15 protein-coding genes are annotated in these 17,406 nt (G+C 56.2%); 13 read left to right on the forward strand and 2 right to left on the reverse strand.

The annotated features are described in order from the left end of the window. Positions 1-16 precede the first annotated feature (16 nt). Together ppsR and ACOSDR_RS06855 are read right to left on the reverse strand one after the other, a co-directional pair. Complete coding sequence (ppsR, locus tag ACOSDR_RS06850; protein ID WP_420730754.1) at positions 17-1,444, reverse strand: transcriptional regulator PpsR; 1,428 nt, start codon at positions 1,442-1,444, stop codon at positions 17-19. 35 nt (positions 1,445-1,479) lie between these two features. Beyond that, positions 1,480-2,379: a cobalamin B12-binding domain-containing protein gene (locus tag ACOSDR_RS06855; protein WP_420725042.1), complete on the reverse strand. Its 900-nt coding sequence runs from the start codon at positions 2,377-2,379 to the stop codon at positions 1,480-1,482. 489 nt (positions 2,380-2,868) lie between these two features. On the opposite strand from ACOSDR_RS06855, the gene bchF reads away from it, so the two are divergent. The 13 genes from bchF to puhE are packed head-to-tail and all read left to right on the forward strand — an operon-like array spanning position 2,869 to position 17,381. Beyond that, positions 2,869-3,423, forward strand: coding sequence for a 2-vinyl bacteriochlorophyllide hydratase (gene bchF / locus ACOSDR_RS06860; RefSeq protein ID WP_420730755.1), 555 nt, complete (start codon positions 2,869-2,871; stop codon positions 3,421-3,423). Beyond that, the gene (locus ACOSDR_RS06865) at positions 3,420-4,727 is read left to right on the forward strand and encodes a ferredoxin:protochlorophyllide reductase (ATP-dependent) subunit N (protein WP_420730756.1); all 1,308 of its coding nucleotides are present in this window, start codon (positions 3,420-3,422) and stop codon (positions 4,725-4,727) included. Before bchF ends, ACOSDR_RS06865 begins: the two co-directional genes overlap by 4 nt. 4 nt (positions 4,728-4,731) lie before the next feature. Then, positions 4,732-6,321 (forward strand): ferredoxin:protochlorophyllide reductase (ATP-dependent) subunit B, encoded by a 1,590-nt coding sequence (gene bchB, locus ACOSDR_RS06870; protein ID WP_420725039.1) that lies wholly within the window; start codon positions 4,732-4,734, stop codon positions 6,319-6,321. Next, positions 6,293-10,069, forward strand: a complete 3,777-nt coding sequence (locus tag ACOSDR_RS06875; protein WP_420730757.1) for a magnesium chelatase subunit H — start codon at positions 6,293-6,295, stop codon at positions 10,067-10,069. The genes bchB and ACOSDR_RS06875 overlap by 29 nt, the downstream gene beginning before the upstream one ends. Before the next feature lie 17 nt (positions 10,070-10,086). Further along, positions 10,087-11,013 (forward strand): ferredoxin:protochlorophyllide reductase (ATP-dependent) iron-sulfur ATP-binding protein, encoded by a 927-nt coding sequence (gene bchL, locus ACOSDR_RS06880; RefSeq protein ID WP_420725252.1) that lies wholly within the window; start codon positions 10,087-10,089, stop codon positions 11,011-11,013. A gap of 14 nt (positions 11,014-11,027) precedes the next feature. Beyond that, positions 11,028-11,726 carry a magnesium protoporphyrin IX methyltransferase gene (bchM, locus tag ACOSDR_RS06885; RefSeq protein WP_420725037.1) on the forward strand — a complete coding sequence of 233 codons (699 nt, stop codon included), beginning with the start codon at positions 11,028-11,030 and terminating at the stop codon, positions 11,724-11,726. After that, the gene (locus ACOSDR_RS06890) at positions 11,723-13,162 is read left to right on the forward strand and encodes a BCD family MFS transporter (protein WP_420725036.1); all 1,440 of its coding nucleotides are present in this window, start codon (positions 11,723-11,725) and stop codon (positions 13,160-13,162) included. Before bchM ends, ACOSDR_RS06890 begins: the two co-directional genes overlap by 4 nt. 39 nt (positions 13,163-13,201) lie before the next feature. Then, positions 13,202-13,978, forward strand: coding sequence for a photosynthetic reaction center subunit H (gene puhA / locus ACOSDR_RS06895; protein ID WP_420730758.1), 777 nt, complete (start codon positions 13,202-13,204; stop codon positions 13,976-13,978). After that, complete coding sequence (gene puhB, locus ACOSDR_RS06900) at positions 13,975-14,637, forward strand: photosynthetic complex putative assembly protein PuhB (protein ID WP_420730759.1); 663 nt, start codon at positions 13,975-13,977, stop codon at positions 14,635-14,637. Before puhA ends, puhB begins: the two co-directional genes overlap by 4 nt. 38 nt (positions 14,638-14,675) lie before the next feature. Then, the gene (gene puhC / locus ACOSDR_RS06905) at positions 14,676-15,158 is read left to right on the forward strand and encodes a photosynthetic complex assembly protein PuhC (protein WP_420725033.1); all 483 of its coding nucleotides are present in this window, start codon (positions 14,676-14,678) and stop codon (positions 15,156-15,158) included. Between the two features lie 13 nt (positions 15,159-15,171). Next, complete coding sequence (locus tag ACOSDR_RS06910; RefSeq protein ID WP_420730760.1) at positions 15,172-15,501, forward strand: hypothetical protein; 330 nt, start codon at positions 15,172-15,174, stop codon at positions 15,499-15,501. Then, positions 15,501-16,547, forward strand: coding sequence for a magnesium-protoporphyrin IX monomethyl ester (oxidative) cyclase (acsF, locus tag ACOSDR_RS06915; RefSeq protein WP_420730761.1), 1,047 nt, complete (start codon positions 15,501-15,503; stop codon positions 16,545-16,547). Before ACOSDR_RS06910 ends, acsF begins: the two co-directional genes overlap by 1 nt. A gap of 15 nt (positions 16,548-16,562) precedes the next feature. Beyond that, positions 16,563-17,381, forward strand: a complete 819-nt coding sequence (gene puhE, locus ACOSDR_RS06920) for a putative photosynthetic complex assembly protein PuhE (RefSeq protein ID WP_420730762.1) — start codon at positions 16,563-16,565, stop codon at positions 17,379-17,381. The last annotated feature ends 25 nt before the right edge of the window (positions 17,382-17,406 follow it).

Below are 17,406 nucleotides of genomic sequence, written 5' to 3' on the forward strand. Positions count from 1 at the left end.
TAGCGCTTTTCAGCCCTTAATCCCGTTGGCTCAGGCCATGCCGGCGCAGCTTCACATACAAGCTTTGGCGGCTCAATCCCAGCATTTCCGCAGCAGAGGCACGATTGTCACCGGTTAGTTCCAGGGCCGCCTCAATGCACATGCTTTCGATAATGTCCGTCGATTCCTGTACCAGGTCTTTCAGCGGCACTCGTCCGACCAGTTTGGACAATTGCTCAACCGACCGGGGGCCTGTTCCAGCTCGGGTTTCCGGCAAGGTGACGCGCCCTTCCAGATTGCGAATGATAAAGCCGATACAGGGAATTTCACCCTCTTCAACTGAAACGGCAGAAATTTCGATATCGACTGAACTGCCAAATTCATTCCGCAATACGGTGGCGAAGAACCGGACAGAACCATGCTCTTTCAAATTCGCCATCAGGACATTCAGGTCAACGGAGGACCGACCGATCCATCGATTGATCGCACGTCCCTTGATCTGTTCTTCCGTGCCGACCTGGGCCATATCCAGAAAGGCGTCATTTGCCTTCAGGATTTCCCCATTCATATCGGTGACGACAAACCCTTCCGGCAGCGTTTCCATCACATTCTGAACGACATTGCTGCTATGGGACGATGCCTCGCCCGCTGACGTCGCATCCTTTGAAACCAGTCGGATCAGAAAGAATGAATTGCCATCCTGACGGAAGAACGATCCGGCCAGTGTCAGGTCGGCATGGCTTTCCGCCGTCACAGCCGATATTGTTTCACCCGTCGCACCGTCGCGAATCTTGGTAACAAAATCCTGCACCCGGCCTCGGCTTTCGCTGTCAAAAGCGGAGGCGACGGAACTGCCGACCAGCCGCTTTTCCTCACGCGATAACAGTTTGCATGCTGCGGGATTGGCTTCGACAATTTTATTGGTCGTGGCATCCAGAATAAGAATTGCTTCGGATGCCAATTGGAATAGCAGGCGATAGCGGGTTTCGGCCCGGCGCATGCGCGCATATTCCCGTTCCATCGACATCTGGGCTTCGACCAGACGTTGCTGCATTTCCGCCATGGCCTGCATGTTGCGGCCAATTGCCAGAACCCGACCATCCCCCAGCGAGATGGTGGCATACCGGACGGGAATTTCCGTACCATTGTCTGTCTTATGGGTGATTTGTCGCCATCTCAGTGCCGCAGCATTTGCAGCGCTTTCCAGCATATCCTTCAGTTTTGGTTTGCTTTCAATAGTGACAACATCAAACCAAGATTTGCCCAGCCATTGATCAAAACCAAATTGTGTAAGGTCTTCTGAGCCGCCTGCCAGATCGCGAATCGTGCCATCGCTGTCCATCACCAATGTAATATCGGCCGCAGCGGCGACAACGGACCCGGCTTGTTGTGGGTTAAGGCTTAGCAGCATGGGTTTGGCGGAGGGGGTTCCGCCATTCATGCTGCTGTCTGCTCGCGTGTCCATCCTCAACCCTTTTCTTGTGATGGCTTTCGCCACCATTACCCTCGCATTGCTACGCCACAAAGTGCATTTGCGATTGAGACGGCTTCCCGACCGTCAGAAGCAGTTCCATCTGCGCCAATTCTCTCCACCAAGACCGGGTCATCGCGGAAACAACGGCCACCAACAAGTATTCGAACATCTCTATTCTTGGAAACCCTATAAAGACTACGGACATCCGATGCAAGTTGATCCAACAAATCGTCTCGTCCGGTGGAAAAGCCAATAATGGAGAATTCTTCCATAGAGGCCAGCTCCAGTAATTCTTCTGACGATTCCAAAACGCATGTCACGACGTCCCAGCCACCGCGGCGGAAAAATTCCTCCACCATAAAGACACCGAATGTATGCTGGTCTCCCGGTACCGATGCCAATAAGGCGCGGTGCCCAACCGATAGCTCATCCAGTGTGGTGTCTGTGCTTGGGCTCAACTCTCTTAGAATCTGTTGCAGGCGGGACAGCCCAACCGTCACATCCGCAAAATTGACTGTATCTTCTTCCCACATTGTCCCCAGATTTCTTGCCGCCGGGGCCAGTAAATCCAGGAAAACCGATTCCAGCTTCATCCCCTGGCTCTGTATCGCCTCTATGTAAGAGAAGGCGATGGGGACCTCTTGTTTCAAGATCAATTGACAAAAGTCTTTTATCTCTGCGTCGTCCAGAGTGGCCGCCACTGGCGGATCCTGATAGGCCTCCACGCCAACCGATACACTATGCGCGACCATCAGGCGCGGAATGATTTCTGCTTCAATGACAAGATCTAGGCGTGATTTCTGTGCACCATTATTTGATGTCGTCACCCGTCGTCTATCGCGGTTTACCGCGATCCCCCCAAGGCCAAATCGGCCTTCTACTCGATCGTCTTGTGCGATCGTGCTACGCAGCATTAGGCTCGCCATTTCTGACCTCCCGTATAGTTGGAATCGCGCCCCGGGAGCGGGAACATGGTCTGCCAATCACTGCTGTTTGAATTGGTCGGGTTGTATTTTTCCTGGGTCAGCCTGATTTTTTCGGGGCTGTTTTCCAGGAATTGCCTGTGTCAGGCAACCTCTTTCCCAATCCGCGTTCGTTTCCAGTAATTAGTTAACCACACTTTATGGTGAATGCAGAAGCAGGATTTTCCTGAATCGTCATCCGTGACGAAAATTTCTGGTGGCGCGCCTTCTTAGACTTCCTAACAAGCCGTCCTATAACGTCATCCAGCCAAAATTAATGCCGTCAGTCCTACCAAAACGCGATACGGGCGCCTCCCTTTGGCGCTGTCTGTCGACTGTACACCAATAAAATTCAGAATGTAAGTTTTCTTTTACGTCAACTTTAATTGACACTCGCGCCTATTCCGATTTAGACTTGTCGGTAATAAGGCGACATGCAGGAGAAGCAGGCCGATGAAAACAGGCTATAAGCCAAATAGGGTGGTGCGGGAGCTTTACACGCCAGAACAGCGCAAACGTCGTGATGCGTCGGTTTGGACGCTGGTCCAAGGTGTTCTGGCGCCAGCGCAATTCGTTATCTTCCTGGTCAGCCTGTATTTTGTTCTCGCCTATCTTGCGACGGGGCAGGGCTATGAGATCGCTACCGCGTCCGTCGTGGTCAAGACTTTCGCGCTATACACAATCATGATTACCGGATCGATCTGGGAAAAGGTCGTGTTCGGTGAATGGCTTTTTGCCAAGGCTTTCTTCTGGGAAGATGTGTTCAGCATGTTGGTGCTGGCGTTGCACACTGCCTATCTGGCAATGGTGTTTTTTGGTCTGGCAACGCCTTTTGAGCTGATGCTTCTGGCTTTGGCGGCCTATGCGACCTACGTCATCAACGCCGCGCAATTCATCTGGAAATTGCGGGCCGCGCGCCTTCAGCATGCAAGACTTCAGGCGCAACCGGCACGCACTGAAACAGACACGAATAAGGCTTTCCCCAATCAGTTGAGGATAGCCTTATGACCAGTTCTGTTCTGGACCAACCAATCGCCTGCACCACGGCACCCGCACTTCGGCAGGATTCAGAAAAGCCTGTGATCCGGGAGCGGGGTCAGCGGGAAGTCTTCTGTGGACTGACCGGAATTGTCTGGCTGCATCGTAAAATCCAGGACGCTTTCTTTCTGGTGGTTGGGTCGCGAACCTGTGCGCATCTGATCCAATCAGCCGCCGGCGTGATGATCTTTGCGGAACCCCGGTTTGGTACGGCGATCATTGACGAGCGGGATTTGGCCGGTCTGGCCGATATGAATGAAGAATTGGACCGGGTGGTAACGCGCCTGTTGCAGCGACGCCCGGATATCAAACTGCTGTTCCTTGTCGGATCCTGTCCTTCAGAAGTGATCAAGCTGGACCTGTCCCGCGCGGCGCAACGGTTGTCGCGCCAATATATGCCAGATGTCCGAATCCTGAATTATTCTGGCAGTGGGATCGAAACCACGTTCACTCAGGGGGAAGACGCCTGTCTGGCCTCTCTGGTTCCGGAATTGCCGATGGAAGACGCCGATGCGCCCGCCTCGTTGATGATCGTGGGGTCGTTGGCGGATGTGGTGGAAGATCAATTCCGTCGTTTGTTCGAAGAATTGGGGATTGGTCCTGTTTATTTTCTGCCGCCGCGCAACAGCCGCTCTCTGCCGCCGGTTGGCCCCAATACCCGATATCTTCTGGCCCAGCCCTTTTTGGGCGATACCGGTCGGATATTGGAAGATCGCGGCGCCAAACGACTTTCAGCGCCATTCCCTTTGGGCGCGGAAGGAACAACGCGGTGGCTGAAAGCTGCGGCACAGGCATTTGCTGTCGATCCGGAGCATTTCCAGAAAGTTGTCGCACCGGGGCAGGAACGGGCCCGGGTTGCTGTTGACCGCCAGAAGAAAACGCTGGGCGGGAAGAGTGTTTTCTTTTTCCCGGATTCCCAATTGGAGCCGCCGCTGGCCCGATTCCTAGCCCGTGAATTGGACATGAAACTGATCGAAGTCGGTACCCCCTTCCTGCATCGCCAGCACCTGGAACAGGAACTTGATCTGTTGCCGGAGGGTGTGCAGTTGAGCGAAGGGCAGGATGTTGAGAAGCAATTGGACCGATGCCGCGACAGCAATCCGGACCTGATCGTCTGTGGTCTTGGTCTGGCCAACCCGTTAGAGGCGGAAGGCCGCGCTACGAAATGGTCCATCGAACTGGTCTTTACGCCGATCCAGGGCTTTGAGCAGGCGGGCGATCTGGCAGAACTTTTCGCGCGCCCCCTGGTGCGCCGCACCCGGCTGGAGGTCTGACGCGATGCAACTGACCGTCTGGACATATGAAGGCCCCCCTCATGTTGGGGCAATGCGGATTGCGACTGCAATGCAGGATGTACATTATGTCTTGCACGCGCCGCAGGGGGATACCTATGCGGATCTGTTGTTCACGATGATTGAGCGCCGCCAAAAACGCCCGCCGGTCACCTATACGACGTTCCAGGCCCGCGATTTGGGAACGGACACGGCGGAATTGTTCAAATCTGCTATGGCCGAAGCCTATGAACGGTTCAAGCCAGCGGCCATGCTGGTTGGGTCTTCCTGCACCGCTGAGTTAATTCAGGACGACCCTGCGGGCCTTGCAAAGGCTCTGAACCTTCCGATTCCCGTTGTTCCCCTGGAACTGCCGTCCTATCAGCGTAAGGAAAACTGGGGCGCGTCGGAAACCTTTTATCATCTGGTGCGCGGCCTTGCCGGGGCGAAGGCTCCGGAAGCCGGTTGGCAGCGCCCCGCGCGCCCACAGGGACAGCGCCCACGCTGTAACCTGCTGGGCCCAACGGCATTGGGTTTCCGTCACCGCGATGACATAACCGAAATCACGCGGCTGCTGACATCATTGGGGGTAGAGGTTGCATGCGTCGCGCCAATGGATGCGACTGCGGCAGATATTCAGAATTTGGGTGATGCGGATTTCAACGTCGTACTGTATCCGGAAATCGCTGAAACAGCAGCAAAATGGCTGCACCGCACCTTCAAGCAACCCTATACACGGACGGTGCCGATTGGCGTTGGCGCAACACGCGATTTCATCGCGGAAGTCGCAGAAATAGCCGATATCGACCCAAGTGAGGTTTTGGCCCAATCCCCGACACGGCTGCCGTGGTATTCCCGGTCTGTGGATTCGAATTACCTGACCGGCAAGCGGGTTTTCATCTTCGGTGATGCGACCCATGCCATTGCTGCTGCTCGTATCGCAGATAAGGAATTCGGCTTTAACGTTGTGGGTCTGGGCACCTATAGCCGGGAGCAGGCGCGCGATGTCCGTGATGCCGCGAAACTATACGGTCTGGAAGCACTTATCAGCGACGATTATCTGGAAGTCGAAGCTGCCATCGAAGCGCTGGAGCCGGAAATGGTTCTGGGGTCCCAGATGGAGCGCCATATTGCCAAGCGGTTGGGGATTGGCTGTGCGGTGATTTCCGCCCCGGTTCATGTTCAGGATTTCCCGGCGCGTTACTCCCCTCAGATGGGATTTGAAGGCGCGAATGTCATTTTTGATAGCTGGGTGCATCCCCTGATGATGGGGCTGGAAGAACATCTGCTGGGCATGTTCCGGGAAGATTTCGAATTTCATGGCGATGCGCAGGCGTCGCATCTGGGACATGGCGCGGTGAAAGAGCGCCCGGAAACCCAGGACCCGATTTCCCCCTCTCCAGCAGGCGACAGTACGGCGACCCTTACAGAATGGACCGCAGACTGGCTGCCGGATGCAGAAGCAGAGTTGAAGAAAATACCCTTTTTCGTGCGGGGCAAGGCACGGAAGAACACAGAGCTTTACGCGCGGGAAAAGGGCATTTCCCCGATCACTTTAGAGACATTGTATGATGCAAAAGCGCATTTCGGACGGTAACGCCGTCCCGATCAATGTTGTGATTATCGGCCTCGACAGCGTGTTGCGCGGGGCGATGGACCGCGCCCGTCCGGTCCTTGAGCAAGAATTGCCCGGCCTTAACCTGAAATTCCATGCCGCCGTTGATTGGGACAAATCCGAAAAGGCCTTGGCATCCTGCCGGGCGGATATCGTGACGGGTGATATCATTCTGGTGGCGATGCTGTTTGTTGAAAACCAGATCCAGGCCGTTATGCCTGATCTGATGGCCCGCCGGGAAAATTGTGATGCGATGATTGCCTGCATGTCTGCGGCAGAAATCGTGAAGCTGACACGCCTGGGCCGGTTCGACATGCAGGCAAAGCCCTCAGCTGCAATCAATCTGTTGAAAAAGCTGAAAGGGTCCGGTGGCCAGAAAGACCGGAAATGCAATCAGCCGATCCCCTGTAAGTCGCAACAGGCCTGTCGTGGGTTGTGCAATTCCGGCGAAAACCGGATGGCAATGCTGCGTCGGCTGCCTGCCATTTTGAAATATATTCCAGGTTCCGCCCAGGATGTGCGGGCCTACTTCATGGTCATGCAATACTGGCTGGCCTGCAGTGATGTGAATCTGGCCAGCCTGGTTCGCTTCCTGATCCAGACCTGCGCGGCGGGGGATCGGTTACCCTTGCGCAGCATGGTTCAGGCGGCCCCGCCTATCGATTATCCAGACGTTGGTCTGTATCACCCCAGATTGGGCGCGCGCACTGTCACGGAAGTTGCAGATCTGCCGGAAATGGCCGTGCCCGAAAAAGGCCGCGTCGGTTTGATCCTGTTGCGCTCCTACGTGCTGGCAGGCGATGCCGGCCATTATGACGGCGTGATTACGGCGCTGGAACGGCGCGGTCTGCGGGCGATCCCTGCTTTTGCCAATGGTCTGGATTCGCGCCCGGCGGTGGAGAAGTTCTTCCAAAAGGATGGCACGGCGACGGTGGATGCGATGATCTGCCTGACCGGGTTCTCTCTGGTTGGTGGGCCAGCCTATAATGACTCCGTCGCCGCATCGAAAATGCTGGATGGATTAAATGTACCCTGCCTGTCGGGCCATGCGCTGGAATTCCAGACCCTGGATCAGTGGCGTGGGTCGGATCAGGGATTGATGCCATTTGAGGCAACGATCATGGTCGCGATCCCTGAACTGGATGGTGTGATCGCGCCCAGTGTCTATGGCGGGCGCCGCGGTGGAGAAGTGGAAGGCGGCAGTTCCATGGTCGCTGATCCGGTCCAGGTCGATGTCATGGTCCGCCGGGTCGAAAAGATCGTATCCCTGCGCCAGACCGAACGGGCGAAGAAGAAAATCGCGGTTGTTCTGTTCAATTTCCCCCCAAATTCCGGGGCGACGGGAACCGCAGCCTTCCTGTCTGTATTCGAATCCCTGTTCAACACGCTGACGGAAATGAAGGCCCAGGGATACACAGTGGGCGATCTGCCTCAGGATGCCGACGCCCTGCGCGCACTGGTTCTCAGCGGGAACAGCGACAGATACGGAACCGATGCCAATGTCCATGCGACGATATCGGTCGATGATCATGTCCGCAATGACCCCTATCTGAAACAGATCGAAGCCTGTTGGGGGCCCGCGCCGGGTCGGCAATTGACCGATGGTCGGTCCCTTTTCGTGCTGGGCATGCAGTTCGGCAATGTCCTGGTCGCGGTTCAGCCGGGTTTTGGCTATGAAGGGGATCCGATGCGGATGCTCTTTGAAAAAGACTTCGCCCCGACCCATGCCTTTTCCGCCTTCTATCGCTATCTGCGGGAAGAGTTCCAGGCCGATGCGGCGCTGCATTTTGGCACCCATGGTGCCTTGGAATTCATGCCGGGCAAACAGGCGGGCATGTCGGCAACCTGCTGGCCGGAACGGCTGATCGGGTCCATGCCGAATTTCTATCTGTATGCCGCAAACAACCCGTCAGAAGGGACGATTGCCAAGCGTCGGTCTGCTGCGACGTTGATCAGCTATATGACCCCGCCGGTACATAAGGCAGGTCTGTATAAAGGACTGATCGATTTGAAGGCCTCGCTGGATCGGTGGCGGTCGTCACATCCAGATGACGTCGAATCGCGCATGGGTCTGGCTGAAATCATTCAAAGTCAGGCTGTCGCCCTGGACTTGGCGGAAGACAACCCACAGTGGGGCGTTTCCTCCGAACCGGAAATCTTTGAATTACAGACCCGGTTGCGGGAATTGGAAGCGACCCTGATCCCGGATGGTCTGCATATTGTCGGTCAGGGCATGTCACAAGACGCCCGCATAGATCTGTTGGAATTGATGAGCCAGTCGGCCTATGACCAGGCCCTGCCGCGCAGTGCCATTCAGGCGATTGTTGCCGGGGCGGATGCCAAGGCGGCGGCGAAAATGGCCGGATTGTCTGGATCCGCTGAAGAAATGGCGGCTTTGGCAGGCTTGGTTCGGTCAAATGCTCTGCTGGCAAAAGATCATGAACTGGGTGCCCTGATCCATGCCCTGGACGGCGGCTATGTGCGGCCTGTTCCGGGGGGCGATATCCTGCGCACGCCTGAAATCATACCAACCGGGCGGAATCTTCATGGCTTCGACCCCTTCCGCCTGCCCAGTGCCTTTGCGGTTGAAGATGGGGCGCGGCAAGCAACACGCTTGATCGAACGCCATGTGGCTGACGGCAATGGCTTCCCGGAATCGGTCGCCATGGTTCTGTGGGGCACCGACAATCTGAAAAGCGAAGGCGGGCCGATTGGTCAGGCCCTGGCATTGTTTGGGGCTAAACCCCGCTTTGACAGTTTCGGGCGTTTGGTTGGGGCCTCTTTGATCCCGCTGGAAGAGCTTGGGCGTCCCCGGATTGATGTTGTTATGACCCTGTCTGGCATCTTCCGGGATCTGTTGCCCTTGCAGACCAAGTTGTTGGCGCAAGCAGCACTTATGGCATCCAAGGCGGATGAACCGCTGGATATGAATTTCGTGCGCAAGCATTCGCTGGCCTATCAGGTGGAAAAGGGCTGCGACATGGACACGGCAGCCCTGCGCGTGTTCAGCAATTCCGATGGCAATTATGGCTCCAACGTCAATGGTCTGGTCGGCAGCGGCCAATGGCAGGACGAAGGCGAACTGGGCGCCATGTTCACGGAACATAAAAGCTTCGCCTATGGCGTGAATGGCAGCCCGCAGCCGCAAAAGGCATTGATGAATACGATGCTGGCCGGTGTGCAACTGGCCTATCAAAATCTGGAATCGGTGGAAGTGGGTGTGACCACCATCGATCATTACTTTGATACGCTGGGCGGCATTACCAGGGCCGCAAAAACCGCCTCCGGCGGCGTGGGCATTCCCGTCTATATCGGGGATCAGACCAGCAATGACGGCAAAATCCGTACATTGACGGAACAGGTTTCCCTGGAAGCGCGCACCCGCATGCTGAACCCGACCTGGTATGAAGGCATGCTGAAGCATGGCTATGAAGGCGTGCGCGAGATTGAAGCCTGCGTCACCAACACACTGGGCTGGTCGGCGACGACCGGTCAAGTCACCCCCTGGGTCTTTAAACAGATCACAGAAACATACGTCCTGGATCCAGACATGCGTCGCCGGATGGCGGAGCTTAATCCAAAGGCATCGGCGCGCGTCGCCAACCGTCTGCTGGAAGCGCATGAGCGCAATTACTGGACACCAGATCCCGAAACGCTCGCTGCCCTTCAGGCAGCGGGAGACGAGTTGGAAGACCGGCTCGAAGGCATTAACGCGGAGGCAGCGGCATGAGTTTTGTACTCGACACAATGAAGCGCGACGGATCGACCCTAGCGAAATCGACGGTGGCCAAGCCTCAAGGATTGCGCCGTGGCATGGATGGCGATGGCAGCGTTCAGGTGCATCTGGACCCGGCCATGCAGATTGACACGGCCAAGGTCTTTTCCGTCTATGGCAAGGGGGGGATTGGGAAATCAACGACATCTTCCAACCTGTCGGTTGCTTTTTCAAAGCTGGGCCTGCGGGTGCTGCAGATCGGCTGTGATCCCAAGCATGACTCCACCTTCACCCTGACCAAAAAACTGCAACCCACCGTGATTGATGCGCTGGAGCAGGTTGATTTCCATGCCGAAGAGCTGCGCATCGAAGATTTCGTTTTCGAAGGCTATAACGGTGTGATGTGTGTGGAGGCCGGTGGCCCGCCCGCTGGCACCGGCTGTGGCGGCTATGTCGTCGGCCAGACCGTAAAACTGCTGAAGGAACATCATCTGCTGGAAGATACCGATGTGGTGATCTTCGATGTGTTGGGTGATGTGGTTTGCGGCGGATTTGCCGCGCCGCTGCAGCATGCCGAACGCGCGGTGATCGTGACTGCGAATGACTTTGACTCGATCTTTGCGATGAACCGCATTGTCCAGGCGATCAATGCCAAGGCCAAGAATTATGATGTTCGCGTCGGCGGCGTCATCGCCAATCGCAGCGATGCCACCGATGAGATAGACCGCTTCAACGCGGCCGTGGGCCTGAAGACCCTGGCCCATTTCCCACAATTGGATGTCATTCGTCGCAGCCGATTGAAGAAAAGTGTGCTGTTTGAAATGGAACCATCGCCGGAACTTGAGGCGGTTCAGAACGAGTATATGAAGCTGGCTGCTACTTTGTATGCCGGGGTGGAACCGCTGGATGCGATCCCGATGAAGGACCGCGATATTTTTGACTTTCTGGGCTTTGATTGAGAAAGGCCGGACCAATGGAAACCGGAACCTATATTGCACGCCGGGGTCAGTTAGAGACCTATTTTGATCGCACTGCGGTTGAAGCCTGGGCGAAGCTGACCACCGATGCCCCGGTCAGCAAGATCCGCGCGACCGTTCGGGCTGGTCGGGATCAGATTCGCAATGCCCTGCTGTCCTGGTTGCCACAAGATTTGACTGGTGTGACAATCCTGGATGCAGGCTGTGGCACCGGTGCTCTGTCGATAGAGGCGGCCAGACGGGGCGCGGATGTGACGGCAATTGATCTGTCCCCGACCCTGGTGGAATTGGCGCGGGAGCGCGCACCGACGGATCTGGCGGGCACCGTGGCCTGGTTGTCTGGCGATATGCTGTCCCCTGATCTGGGGTCATTTGATCATGTCGTCGGGATGGACAGTATGATCCATTATAAGGCCGCAGATATGGCAGCGATGCTGGCTGGTTTGGCCAAGCGCACACGCAAGTCGATCCTGTTCACCCATGCGCCGCGCACCCCGATGCTGACAGTGATGCATGCGGTCGGGCGGATGTTTCCGCAAGGCAACCGCGCACCCTTCATTGAGCCGATCAGCAACACCAAAATCCGTCAGTTATTCCTGGCCCGTCCTGAAATTCAGGGATGGAGCACTGGGCGTGATTTGCGGGTTACGACCGGATTTTACATGTCCCACGCACAGGAGCTTGTGGTGCGATGAAACGCAGCCGGGTCAAAAAGATTCAGCGGTTCTGGTCTCAGTTAGGACCAAAATATCTGCCTTTCGCGGATGCCGCCTCAACGGAACTACCACTGGGTCGCCTGTTGCGCTTATCCCTGTTTCAGATCAGCGTTGGATTGGCAGCCGTGCTGCTGACCGGGACATTGAACCGCGTAATGATCGTTGAATTAAATGTGCCGGCCTGGGTTGTGGCGGTGATGGTCTCCCTGCCCCTATTGGTGGCCCCGTTCCGGGCTTTGATCGGGTTTAAGTCCGATACCTATAAATCCTATCTGGGCGTTCGGCGCCTGCCTTATATCTGGTACGGGTCGCTGTTGCAGTTTGGCGGCTTGGCGATCATGCCCTTCGCACTGTTGGTTCTGTCGGGTGATGTGCGCGGCGGGCCGCAGGAGCTTGGCGTCGTTGGCGCAGCCCTGGCCTTCCTGATGGTTGGCCTGGGCATGCATACGACCCAGACTGCCGGTCTGGCGCTGGCGACAGACATTTCCCCGGAAGACAAGCGCCCCCGCGTCGTGGCGCTGCTATATGTCATGCTGTTGGTCGGCATGGTCGGGGCGTCTCTGGTCTATGGCTTTCTGTTGCAGAATTATAATCCAAAACTGCTGATCCAACTGGTTCAGGGCGCAGCGGCGGTGACCGTCGTCTTAAACCTGATCGCGGTCTGGAAACAGGAAACCCGCGACCCGGCACAAACCGCCCCTGATCTGGAACGCCCCAGTTTTAAGGAAAGCTGGAACGAATTTCTGGCGGCGGGTCGGGTGAAGCGTCTGTTGATTGCGGTTGGTTTGGGAACCGCCGCCTTTAGTATGCAAGATATTCTGTTAGAGCCCTATGGCGGGGAAATCCTGGGCCTCAGCGTCAGTGCAACCACCTTGTTGACGGCATTGCTGGCGGGGGGGACCCTGTTGGGTCTGGCTTATTCGGCACGCAAATTGGGCCAGGGCGGTGACGTGCATCGGCTGGCTGGGTTCGGTGCGGTAATAGGTGTTTTTGCCTTTTCCGCTGTAATTTTCTCTGCACCGTTTCATTCGCCGACTTTGTTCCGCATCGGCACGTTTATGATTGGTGTGGGCGGCGGGCTGTTTGTCACGGGAACATTAACGGCAGCGATGGCCCTTGCACGGGATGGCTACAGCGGTCTGGCGCTGGGGGCTTGGGGCGCGGTGACCGCGACCGCAACCGGTGTCGCCGCCTTCCTGGGCGGGGCATTGCGGGACTTTGTCGGCACATTGTCTGCCAAGGGTGCTTTGGGTGTGGCCCTGACCGATCCGTCGGTGGGGTATTCGGTCGTCTATCATTTAGAAATTTTGCTGTTGTTTGCCACGCTGGCGGCGATCGGGCCGTTGGTCAATTACCGGTCTGAAAAGTCCGTACCTGTTGGAACAAAATTTGGCCTGGTTCAATTTCCGGGCTAGCCGAGAGCGGCTTAGACCATAAAGAAAGGGAGGTTTCCCATGGAAGTCGGAGCGATAACAGGATACATTGATGCAGCGCAGATCGTGCTGTATGTATTCTGGGTATTCTTTGCATTTTTGGTTCTCCATCTGCATCAGGAAAGCAAGCGGGAAGGGTATCCGCTGCAGAATGATCTGACGGAGCGCAATCCCCGCGCGTCCAGTCGGGGTTATCCCGATGTACCATCCCCCAAGACCTTCCGCATGGCGGATGGGTCTACGGTGATGGCCCCCAATGGCCTGTCTGATGATCGCCCGATAGCAGCCAAGCCGTCGGCCGGTCATCCTGGTGCACCCCTGGTTCCCACCGGCAATCCGATGGTCGACGGGGTTGGTCCCGCTGCCTATGCGCAGCGTCAGGATATTCCAGACGCCGCGATCGACGGGTCTCCAAAACTGAAGCCGATGCGGATCGCGGGCAGCTTCCATGTGGATGAAGATGATCCTGATCCCCGTGGCATGGATGTTGTCGGGGCCGATGGCGTTGTTGGTGGCACGGTTGCCGATATCTGGGTCGATACCGGCGAATACATCATTCGCTATCTGGAAGTCGATGTCCCAGGTGCGGGCATGCGTCTGTTGCCGATGACCCTGTCGCGGGTCGATGCCAAGCGCCGGCAGATCAAGGTCAAATCGATCCTGGGTGGACATTTCGTTCAGGTTCCCGCGACTAAGAATCCAGATGTGGTGACACGCCTGGAAGAAGATAAGATCTGTGGCTTCTATGGCGGCGGCACCCTGTATGCAACGCCGTCCCGGTCGGAGCCGTTGCTATGAAATCGGCCCCTGTCATTGGCGAGCACGAGTTTGAACCCGTAGAGGGCCTGCCGGAAGCCCCGCCGGAGGATGAGCGCATCCTGTGGCGGGGCAAACCGAGCTGGACCGGGCTTGCCTATCGCGTCTTTCATGTTCGAAAGGTTGCGATCTATTTCGCCATCCTGCTGGCCTGGGGCGCGGCCTCTGGGTATCATGATGGGCAGACATTGGCAGATGTCGGCAGGACTTTTGCGATGATGGCCCCCATCGCGGCGGTGACGGTTGGCGTTCTGTGTTTGCTGGCATGGTTCTATGCCCGCACCACGGTCTATACCATCACGTCTAAGCGACTGGTGATGCGGTTCGGCATGGCCCTGACACTGACGGTCAATTTGCCATTCTCTCTCGTTAAATCTGCAGATATGCGAATTTGCGGGGATGGGACAGGGGATCTGCCTCTGGATTTCGGGGGACAGCATCGGGTTGGCTATATTCACATGTGGCCCTTTGTTCGTCCGATGAAATTTGCCCGTCCGCAGCCAATGCTGCGTGCAGTGAAGAATCCAGAAAAAGTGGCACAGCTATTGGCAGACGCGATTGCTGGCAACCCTGTCACCTTCATGGAAGAGAAGACAGAAGCCCAGCATGCGCCAGGCATGATGCCGGAACCAGCGGAGTAGAGCTTGATGACTCCGCGTCACGCTAAAGGAACGATCCGATGAAGCCAGTTCATCATCATCATGACACCGCCGTCCCGCGGCCCTTGTTGATCGCAGTCGCGGTGATGGTGGCTTTGACACTCATCCTATCGGCCTGGTCCAGCTATCAGAAGCATCAAACCACTGCCCAGCGTGACGCGGATATTCAAGAAATCATCCAGGCGGGTGAAACCCGTATCCGCGCCATTGGATTTGCGGATCAACCCAATGGCGCGATTGCTGTTCTGGATGGTGAAACCTCTGCCATCATTACCGCCGTGGAGCCAAAGGAAGATGGCTTCGTGCGAGGTGTCTTGCGGGGATTTGCCAGAGAGCGCCGGTCGATGGGAATTGGCCCGACGCCCCCGTTTCACCTGATCCTGACGGCAGATGGCGCCTTGATCTTGTCGGACCCACAGACCAATCGGGAAGTGTTCCTGAACGCTTTCGGGCCAACAAATGCACAAGCGTTCAGCCGCCTGTTTTTTGCCCACGCGTCATAAGGATGAGACTGAGATGAGCCCTGATTTAGACCCTCAACCCGCTGCAAACCCGCACTTCTTTAAGCGCCTTGTGTCAGAAGTGCCCTGTGTCGTGGATGTCGAAAACACATTTGATGGTGTCTATGCCCATGTCGATTTGAAGGCGAATGTGCCCGTCGGTCCAGGGGATACGGTGCGTGTTCTGGGGGACAAGATCGTTGCCCCTTACGGGTCCAAATTCACTCTGTTTCGGACAGCGGAAGTACAACGGGCCGGACGGTTGGAGCGCGCCTGGACCAAGCTTACAGGACGTCTTGAATGCCTGGAGCTTTTGGAAGTCAGCTTTTCAGCAGGAGATGCATAATGACCATCACCAGCATGTCGATCACGACTGATGACACGTTAAACATCGCTAAGGAATCAACGGTGTTGAGCCCGCGCTTTTACACCACGGATTTCGATGCTCTGGACAAGATGGATGTCACCCCAGTGCGCAAGGAATGGGATGCGCTGATCGCGGAAATGCGCAGCGACCCGAACCGCCTGCATTTCAAGAAGGACGAAAACTGGGAAGCGCCCAGTCTGGACGATCTGCCGCCAGCCTTGCGCAAAGAGTTCGTCGATTTCCTGGTCAGTTCCATGACGTCGGAATTTTCGGGCTGCATCCTGTATGCGGAAATGCGCAAGCGTGGTTCCAATCCGGATATGTGCGAATTGTTCAAACTGATGGCGCGGGACGAAAGCCGCCATGCCGGTTTCATCAATGACGCGCTGAAAGAATATAATATCGGGATTGATCTGGGCTTCCTGACCAAGGCGAAGAAATACACCTATTTCCGGCCCAAATTCATCTTCTATGCCACCTATCTGTCAGAGAAGATCGGTTATGCCCGTTACATCGTGATCTTCCGCCAGTTTGAACGGCATCCGGAACTGCGCTTCCATCCGATCTTCAAATGGTTTGAGCGCTGGTGTAATGACGAATTCCGCCATGGGGAGGCTTTTGCCCTGTTGATGCGTTCCCAACCGGAATTGTTGAAAGGCCATAACAAGTTGTGGATCCGGTTCTTCCTGATGGCGGTCTACGCGACCATGTATGTCCGCGACCACAACCGCCCGGAATTCCATAAGGCGGCGCAACTTGACCCAACCGAGTATGACTACAAAGTCTTCAATATCTGCTCTGAAATCACCAAGCAGGTTTTCCCCTTCACACTGGACACGGACAATCCGAAACTTCGGGCAGGGTTTGAGCGTCTGCGGGTGCTGAATGACCGGATGAAGGGGGCTGGACGGATTAAGAAGGCAGCATTGACCCTGGCAGCGGCTGCGACCTTTGCGCGGCTGTATCTGTTGCCGACGATCAGCAACGAAATCCCGGAAACCAGCCGCATGCAGCCGGCCTGGTAGGAGGTTACAGACAGGATGGACACATATCTGATCCCTCTGTTTTTTGCGGTCTTCATCTGGTGGTTTTCCACTGGACTGGTCTTTATGACCGATGGTCGCGCGCCCAAGGCACGGGGTTGGATTCTGATCGGTGTTACCGTCCTTCTGTTTGCAAGCCTTCTCGGTGTCTGGTTCACCCGCGACATGGCAACGGTTACTGGGGCTTATCTGGCCTTTGGCTGTGGTCTGGGAATCTGGGCCTGGAACGAGGTTATGTTCCTTCTGGGCTATGTCACTGGTCCGGTTCAACATGCATTGCCAAAGGGTACTGGTGCGGGGAAGAAATTCCTGTTGGCGGCGGGGACGGTGCTGTACCACGAGTTGGCCATTCTGGTCTCCGGGCTGGTCATCATTCTATTGTCAGAGAATGGTACCAATCGCGTTGCATGGTGGACATTTGGCGTTTTGTGGATCATGCGGCTCAGTGCGAAACTGAATGTCTTTTTTGGCGTTGCCAATTTGGCCGCTGATCTTTTGCCACCGCATCTGGCTTACCTGAAAAGTTACTTTGGGACCCGGCGTATCTCTGCTTTCTTTGCCCTGTCTGTCACAGCGGGAACAGTGTTGGCCGCGTTGATCTATCATGGTGCTCATGGCAGTGCGTTTCAGATCACAGCCGCGATGCTGGTCGGCACCATGATGGCGCTGGCCTTGCTGGAACATTGGTTGCTGGTGCTGCCCATTCAGGACGCAGCCCTTTGGAAATGGGCAATTTCGCCCAAATCAGAAACCCGGCCGGTGGAACCGGCTCCCGACACTGTGAAACGCAACGCCACTGTTGCGGGAACGCCGTAGAGGGATAACACAGGCCAGATAAGGC

This window comes from Hwanghaeella sp. 1Z406, from assembly GCF_048892425.1.
GTDB lineage: Bacteria > Pseudomonadota > Alphaproteobacteria > UBA8366 > Aestuariispiraceae > Pacificispira.

Coding starts and splice junctions, on each gene's coding strand:
- ppsR (WP_420730754.1), bottom strand. CDS start 1,444: ATGGACACGCGAGCAGACAGCAGCATGAATGGCGGAACCCCCTCCGCC.
- ACOSDR_RS06855 (WP_420725042.1), bottom strand. CDS start 2,379: ATGGCGAGCCTAATGCTGCGTAGCACGATCGCACAAGACGATCGAGTA.
- bchF (WP_420730755.1), top strand. CDS start 2,869: ATGAAAACAGGCTATAAGCCAAATAGGGTGGTGCGGGAGCTTTACACG.
- ACOSDR_RS06865 (WP_420730756.1), top strand. CDS start 3,420: ATGACCAGTTCTGTTCTGGACCAACCAATCGCCTGCACCACGGCACCC.
- bchB (WP_420725039.1), top strand. CDS start 4,732: ATGCAACTGACCGTCTGGACATATGAAGGCCCCCCTCATGTTGGGGCA.
- ACOSDR_RS06875 (WP_420730757.1), top strand. CDS start 6,293: ATGATGCAAAAGCGCATTTCGGACGGTAACGCCGTCCCGATCAATGTT.
- bchL (WP_420725252.1), top strand. CDS start 10,087: ATGAAGCGCGACGGATCGACCCTAGCGAAATCGACGGTGGCCAAGCCT.
- bchM (WP_420725037.1), top strand. CDS start 11,028: ATGGAAACCGGAACCTATATTGCACGCCGGGGTCAGTTAGAGACCTAT.
- ACOSDR_RS06890 (WP_420725036.1), top strand. CDS start 11,723: ATGAAACGCAGCCGGGTCAAAAAGATTCAGCGGTTCTGGTCTCAGTTA.
- puhA (WP_420730758.1), top strand. CDS start 13,202: ATGGAAGTCGGAGCGATAACAGGATACATTGATGCAGCGCAGATCGTG.
- puhB (WP_420730759.1), top strand. CDS start 13,975: ATGAAATCGGCCCCTGTCATTGGCGAGCACGAGTTTGAACCCGTAGAG.
- puhC (WP_420725033.1), top strand. CDS start 14,676: ATGAAGCCAGTTCATCATCATCATGACACCGCCGTCCCGCGGCCCTTG.
- ACOSDR_RS06910 (WP_420730760.1), top strand. CDS start 15,172: ATGAGCCCTGATTTAGACCCTCAACCCGCTGCAAACCCGCACTTCTTT.
- acsF (WP_420730761.1), top strand. CDS start 15,501: ATGACCATCACCAGCATGTCGATCACGACTGATGACACGTTAAACATC.
- puhE (WP_420730762.1), top strand. CDS start 16,563: ATGGACACATATCTGATCCCTCTGTTTTTTGCGGTCTTCATCTGGTGG.